The sequence below is a fragment of the Hydrogenophaga sp. genome, assembly GCF_026125825.1.
GTDB lineage: Bacteria > Pseudomonadota > Gammaproteobacteria > Burkholderiales > Burkholderiaceae_C > Hydrogenophaga.
Genome location: NZ_JAHCKK010000150.1, coordinates 1 through 6,020, shown reverse-complemented (window position 1 = coordinate 6,020; position 6,020 = coordinate 1). Strand labels below are relative to the sequence as shown.

Genomic DNA, 6,020 nt, shown 5'->3' with positions numbered 1-6,020 from the left:
GCGTCGCCTCGCCGGCGTCGTGCAGCTGTTCCGTCTGTAAGGCAAAGGCGGCCGCTGGTCGCCACACCCGCACGCGCAGGGGGGTGATACAGGGGCCTGGCGCCGTGCACACGGCGCAGGCGTGCCTATACTGTTTCCCCTGTACCGGCCCCGGGGATGTTTGTCCCGGCATGCCGGCGCCTCACCGCCCGCGCACCCGGAGACCGACGCCATGAACGCTCGCCTGCCCCACGCCTCGCCGCCCCTGGACCCGGCCGCCTTGCAGGCCCATGTGGAGGCGAGCTGGTCCAGCGGCATCATCCCCGAGCTCACGCGCTACATCGAAGTGCCGGCCAAGTCGCCGGCTTTCGACCCGGACTGGGTCGCCCATGGTTTGCTGGAGCGCGTGCTGCAAAGCGCGGCCGACTGGGTGCGAGCGCAGCAGGTGGAGGGTCTCCAGCTGGAGATCGTGCGCCTGAACGACGCACAGGGCCGGCCCCGCACACCGGTCCTGTTCTTCGAGGTGCCGGCCAGCGGCGGGCGCGACGGGGCGCCCGCACCCGCGTCGGGCCAGACCGTGCTGATGTACGGCCACCTCGACAAGCAGCCTGAATTCACCGGCTGGCGCAACGACCTTGGCCCCTGGACGCCCAAGATCGACGGCGGCAAGCTCTATGGCCGGGGTGGCGCGGACGATGGCTACGCGGTCTATGCCAGCGTGGCCGCCGTGCAGGCGCTCAAGGCACAGGGGGTGGCGCACCCTCGCATCGTCGGGCTGATCGAAACCTGCGAAGAGAGCGGTTCGGGCGACCTGCTGCCCTACGTGGACGCGCTGCGCCCGCGCCTGGGCGACGTGGGCCTGGTGATCTGCCTGGACAGCGGTGCCGGCAATTACGACCAGCTCTGGCTTACCACCAGCCTGCGCGGCATGGCCAGCGGGGTGCTCAAGGTGGAGGTGCTCACCGAGGGCATCCACTCGGGTGACGCCTCGGGCCTGGTGCCATCGAGCTTTCGCATCATGCGCCAGGTGCTGGACCGGCTGGAGGACAGTGCCACCGGGCGCCTGCTGCCCGCCAGCTTCCATTGCGAGGTGCCTGCCGAGCGCATCGAGCAGGCGCGTGCCACGGCCGCCATCCTGGGCGACGAGATCCACAAGCGCTTTCCCTGGGCGCACCACGACTGTGGTGGCTCCACCGTGTTCACCCTGCCCACCACCACCGACCCGGTGGAGGCCTTGCTCAACCGCACCTGGCGGCCCACGCTGTCGGTCACGGGCGCCGACGGTTTTCCCGAACTGCGCAACGCCGGCAACGTGCTGCGGCCCTACACCGCCTTCAAGCTGAGCCTGCGCCTGCCGCCCTTGGTGGACGCGCCCGCCGCGGTGCAGGAACTCAAGGCTTTGCTGGAAGACAACGCCCCCTACCAGGCGCGCGTGACCTTCGATGGCGAAGGCGCGGCCAGCGGCTGGAATGCCCCGGCCACCGCGCCCTGGTTCGGGCAGGCGCTGCAGGACGCCTCGCAGGCCCACTTCGGCGCTGGCTGCGGCACCATCGGCCAGGGCGGCACCATCCCGCTCATGAACATGCTCAGCAAGGGCTTCCCCAGCGCGCAGATGATGGTCTGCGGTGTGCTCGGGCCCAGGAGCAACGCGCATGGGCCGAACGAGTTCCTGCACCTGGACTACGCGCAGCGCCTGACCGCCACGGTGGCTCAGGTCATGGCCCGCATGCCCTGAGCCGCCATCATGTCCGACACCACGCAGGCGCCTTTCACCCTTCGCGATGGCCTGAACCTCGCCCTGTTCGACTGGCCGCTGCCGATGCGCTGGCGCCCGCGCGCGGTGGTGCTGATCGTGCATGGCCTGGGGGAACACGCCTGGCGCTACGACACGGTGGCGCAGCGACTGAACGAATGGGGCTTCTGCGTGCGCGCCTACGACCAGCGCGGCCACGGCGAGTCGGGCGGGGCGCGCGGCGTGCTGCCTGATGACGACACCCTGCTCGACGACCTCGCCGAGGTGCTGGAGGACACGCGCAACCACATTGCCGAACCCTGGGCCTGTCCGCTCATCCTGATGGGCCACAGCATGGGCGGGCTGGTGGCGTCCACCTTCGTGCAGCGGCGCATGGCGCCTGTGGATGCCCTGGTGCTTTCATCGCCCGCGCTGGATGCAGGCATCGGCGCGCTGCAGAAGAAACTGATCTCCCTGCTCTATCGCTTCGCGCCCAACTTCGCCATCTCCAACGGTCTGGACGCGAGCAAGATCTCGCACAACGCGGCGGTGGTCGAGGCCTACAAGAAGGACCCGCTGGTGCACGACCGCATCAGCGCACGGCTGGCGCAGTTCATCGACCGCAACGGCCCGGCCGTGGTGGCCGCCGCCGCGCAATGGCGCGTGCCCACGCTGCTGATGTATGCGGGTGCCGACAGCCTGGTGCGTCCCGCGGGCAGCAAGGCGTTCGCCGCCGCGGCGCCGCGCGACAAAGTCCACTCCCAGGTCTTTGAAGGCCTGTACCACGAGATCTTCAATGAAGCCGATCCCTCGGCCGTGTACGGCACCTTGAAGGCCTGGCTGGACGTCGTCGCGCCCGCGCCGGCCTGAGCCCGATTCAGGGGCGGGGCGGCGTCAGCCCGAACAGACCCATCAGGTCGGCCGAGCCAGCGCTGCCCGCCTGCGCGCCCCCGCCTCCCAGAAGGGCGCCGAGACCGCCCAGGTCGTGGTCGGCCGGCAGTTGCCCCTTCGGGGTGAGCTGGTCGATCAAGCCAGGCAGCAGGTCGGCCAGGGTGCCCGAAGCCTGTGCGGGGCTGCCGCCGAGTTGCGAGGCGATCATGCCCATCAGGTCGGGGCCGAGCGCGCTGCCGAGCTGGTCGCCCGACACCGGCTGGTTCGCGCCGGTGCCGATCCACGACTGCACGGCGTCACCGAGCCCACCCGATTGCAGCTTGGCCAGCAGCCCTTGCAGGCCGCCCGAACTCGCGAGCAGCGAGCCGACCAGGGCCATGAGCATCTGCGGATCCAGCCCGCCCGGCAGCCCGTTGGCGGAGACCGGGGAGGTTTGCTGTGAACCTTGCAGCGAGTCCGAAGCGGCTTCGGCGGCGGCGCCGATCAATGAATCCAGAAGTCCCATGGCGTGGTTTCCCTGTGATGGCGGCCCGGGATGGGCGCGCGGTCAGGCCGGATTGTGGGCCTGCCGGCGCACCCAGGCAAGCCAGACCAGGGCCAGTCCGGTGAGGCCCACGGGTACCAGCGAGCCGATGTTGAGCCATTGCCAGCCCTGGGTGGTGACCAGCGCTCCCGAGGCGAACGAGGTCAGCGCCATGGTGGTGAACACACAGAAGTTGATGGCGGCCTGCGCGCGGTTTTTTTCCTCGGGCCGGTAGGCCTGCAGCGACAGGGTGGTGCTGCCTGTGAAAAGGAAGTTCCAGCCCACGCCGAGGAGGAACAGCGCGATCAGGAACTGGTGCAGGTCCACGCCCGAGAGCGCGACCAGGATGCACGCCATGTTGAGCACGACGCCCACGCCCATGATCGTGAGCGCCCCAAAGCGCGCGATCAGGTGGCCGGTGAAGAAGCCCGGCGCAAACATGCCGATCACATGCCATTCGAGCACCAGGGCCGCGTCGTCGAAGGCGAAGCCGCAGACTTGCATGGCCAGCGGGGTGGCGGCCATCAGCAGGTTCATCACGCCAAAACCCAGGGCCGCGCCAGCGGTGGCGACGATGAACACCGGCTGGCGCACGATCACCGAGAGCGGGCGACCCCGGTCCGCGCCAGCCACGGGAGCCGGTGTGGGCGGGAAGCGCAGGAAGGCCATGAGCGCCATGGCGAGCAGGGCCACGACGGCCAGCGCCACGTAGGCGCCCGCGAAGGGCGCGCCCAGCCAGTCTTTGGTGCGCACGGCCAGGTTGGGGCCGAGCACCGCGCCCACCAGGCCGCCAGCCAGCACCAGCGAGACCGCCTTGTCGCGGAAGGCGGGCGCGCTCAGCTCGGCCGCCGCGAAGCGGTAGAGCTGGCCGTTGGCGCTGTAATAGCCCGCGACCACGGTGGCGGCCACCAGCAGCCAGAAGTTCCTGTCCATCACCGCCCAGGCGCACAGCAGGGCCGAGGCCAGGGCCACCAGCAGGCCGATCTGGAACGAGGCCTGCCGGCCAAAGGCGCTCTGCGTGCGAGCCACCAGCGGCGTGGACAGCGCGCCACCCAGCACATAGCCCATCACCGGCAGCGTGGCCATCCAGCCCAGCGGCGCGAGCGCGAGGCCCACCAGACCGTTGATGGCCATGAAGACCACGTTGTTGGTGAGAAAAAGCCCTTGCGCACCCGCCAGCAGCCAGAGGTTCTTGTTCATAAGTCATCGTTTATACAATGAGGCATGCACAAGACCCAGCACATTGGCATCGTGGCCTGTTCCGCCGAAGGTGCGGCGCTCTGTTACCGCACCATCTGCGTCGAGGCCGCGGCCGTGCTCGGGCCGCACGCGCACCCCGAGGTCTCCCTGCACTCGCTCTCGCTCGCCGACTACGTGGACTGCCTGAACCGGGGCGACCTGCCCGGCGTGGCCGATCTCATGCTGGCGTCGGCCCACAAGCTCGCGGCCGCTGGCGCGGACTTCCTGATCTGCCCCGACAACACCATCCACCAGGCCTTTCATCTGGTCGAGCCGCGCTCACCGCGGCCCTGGCTGCACATCGCCGAGGTGGTGGCGCAGGCCGCGGTCCAGGCGGGCTACCAGCGCCTGGGCATCACGGGCACGCGCTGGCTGGTGGACAGCGAGGTGTATCCCGGCAAGCTGGCCGCGGTGGGCGTGCAGGCGGTGCGGCCAAGCGTGGCCGAGCGCGAGGAGATCGGCCGCATCATCATGGACGAACTGGTCTGCGGCATCTTCAAGCCCGAGAGCGTGGCGCGTTTCCAGGCCGTGTTCTCGCGGCTGCAGGCCGAGGGCTGCGACGCCGTCGTGCTGGGTTGCACCGAGATTCCGCTCATCATGAGCGACGCGAACTCGCCCCTGCCCACGCTGGATTCCACCCGCTTGCTCGCGCGCGCGGCGCTGGCGCGGGCCGTGGGGGTTTCGAGGGCCGGCACGTGACCGTTTGATGAATGCCCGTCTGCGCAGGGGTGGCATGAGGTAACGGTGCTCAAGAAGGCGGCTTGGGCGTCGAAGCAGGCGGCAAGGGCGGCATTCGCGCCGCCGGCTCCTCGAAGACCTCCCATGAACTGGCTCTCCTACATTTCCGTGCGCGCCAAACTCGCGCTGATGCTGGCCCTGTGTGCGCTGGGCATTCTCACCGTGGCGCTGTCGGCGCTTTTCAGCCTGGACCGCGCGGTCTCGGCGAGCCAGCAACTGGTGCAGGTCGAGGTGTCGGCCCTGCGCTCGCTGGGCGACGTGCGCGCCGCCGTGGGCAACATGCGGCGCTACGAGAAGGATCTCTTTCTCAACCTGGCCGACGAAGCGGCCCTGCAGCGCTACCACTCGGCCTGGCAACAGCAGGTGGACATGGGCCTGGGGCAACTGGCCCAGCTGCGGCCTGGCCTGCATGCGCAGGAGCAGGCCGCGCTCGACCGCATGACGGCGGGCCTCGAAAAATACCGCGAGGCGGTCCATGCCATCCACCGGGCCATCACGCGCGGTGAAATCAACGACCCCTGGCGCGCCAACGGCGCCATGGAGCCGGCCAAGGCCGATGTGCGCTCGGCCGACGAAGCCTTTGTCGAGATCAGCAACGCGGTCGGCGTGCGCGTGGACGGCATGGTCGATGCGCTGGCGCGCCTGCAGCGGCAGGCCATGTGGGTCACGGTGCTCGCCGCGCTGGCGGTGCTGGTGCTCGCGCTCGGCCTGGGTTACGTGGTGAGCGGCAGCATCACGCGGCCGCTGGACGAGGCGGCGCGTGCGATCGAACGCGTGGCCGGCGGCGACCTGAGCACGCGGGTGCAGGCCCTGGGGCGCGACGAGATCGCGCGCGTGCTGAGCGGCATCGAGCGCATGCAGAGCGGGCTCGCGCGCATCGTGAGCGAGATCCGCGAGGGCGTCGATGGCGTGAAGATC

At 69.8% G+C, this 6,020-nt stretch carries 6 protein-coding genes; 4 read left to right on the top strand and 2 right to left on the bottom strand.

Annotated elements, in window-relative coordinates; all coding sequences use genetic code 11:
- The first annotated feature begins 211 nt into the window (after window positions 1-211).
- A complete protein-coding gene (locus KIT86_RS23740) occupies window positions 212-1,714 on the top strand; it encodes a M20 family metallopeptidase (RefSeq protein WP_297402998.1) in 1,503 nt (500 codons plus the stop codon).
- A 9-nt stretch (window positions 1,715-1,723) separates the two neighbouring features.
- On the top strand, window positions 1,724-2,581 hold the full coding sequence (locus tag KIT86_RS23735) for an alpha/beta hydrolase (RefSeq protein WP_297402996.1): 858 nt from the start codon (window positions 1,724-1,726) through the stop codon (window positions 2,579-2,581).
- Between the two features lie 7 nt (window positions 2,582-2,588).
- Here the strand turns inward: KIT86_RS23735 and KIT86_RS23730 are convergent, their stop codons facing one another.
- Window positions 2,589-3,107, bottom strand: coding sequence for a YidB family protein (locus KIT86_RS23730; protein ID WP_297402994.1), 519 nt, complete (start codon window positions 3,105-3,107; stop codon window positions 2,589-2,591).
- Between the two features lie 42 nt (window positions 3,108-3,149).
- On the bottom strand, window positions 3,150-4,325 hold the full coding sequence (locus KIT86_RS23725; RefSeq protein ID WP_297402992.1) for an MFS transporter: 1,176 nt from the start codon (window positions 4,323-4,325) through the stop codon (window positions 3,150-3,152).
- Window positions 4,326-4,349: 24 nt separating this feature from the next.
- Here KIT86_RS23725 and KIT86_RS23720 point away from each other — a divergent pair, with 24 nt between their 5' ends.
- Window positions 4,350-5,063, top strand: coding sequence for an amino acid racemase (locus KIT86_RS23720; protein ID WP_297402990.1), 714 nt, complete (start codon window positions 4,350-4,352; stop codon window positions 5,061-5,063).
- A gap of 123 nt (window positions 5,064-5,186) precedes the next feature.
- The coding region (locus KIT86_RS23715) for a HAMP domain-containing protein (RefSeq protein ID WP_297402988.1) at window positions 5,187-6,020 on the top strand (834 nt) is incomplete at its 3' end.

What these genes read in the sequence shown, in the direction of transcription:
- KIT86_RS23740 (WP_297402998.1), top strand. Translation starts at nt 212, where the DNA reads ATGAACGCTCGCCTGCCCCACGCCTCGCCGCCCCTGGACCCGGCCGCC.
- KIT86_RS23735 (WP_297402996.1), top strand. Translation starts at nt 1,724, where the DNA reads ATGTCCGACACCACGCAGGCGCCTTTCACCCTTCGCGATGGCCTGAAC.
- KIT86_RS23730 (WP_297402994.1), bottom strand. Translation starts at nt 3,107, where the DNA reads ATGGGACTTCTGGATTCATTGATCGGCGCCGCCGCCGAAGCCGCTTCG.
- KIT86_RS23725 (WP_297402992.1), bottom strand. Translation starts at nt 4,325, where the DNA reads ATGAACAAGAACCTCTGGCTGCTGGCGGGTGCGCAAGGGCTTTTTCTC.
- KIT86_RS23720 (WP_297402990.1), top strand. Translation starts at nt 4,350, where the DNA reads ATGCACAAGACCCAGCACATTGGCATCGTGGCCTGTTCCGCCGAAGGT.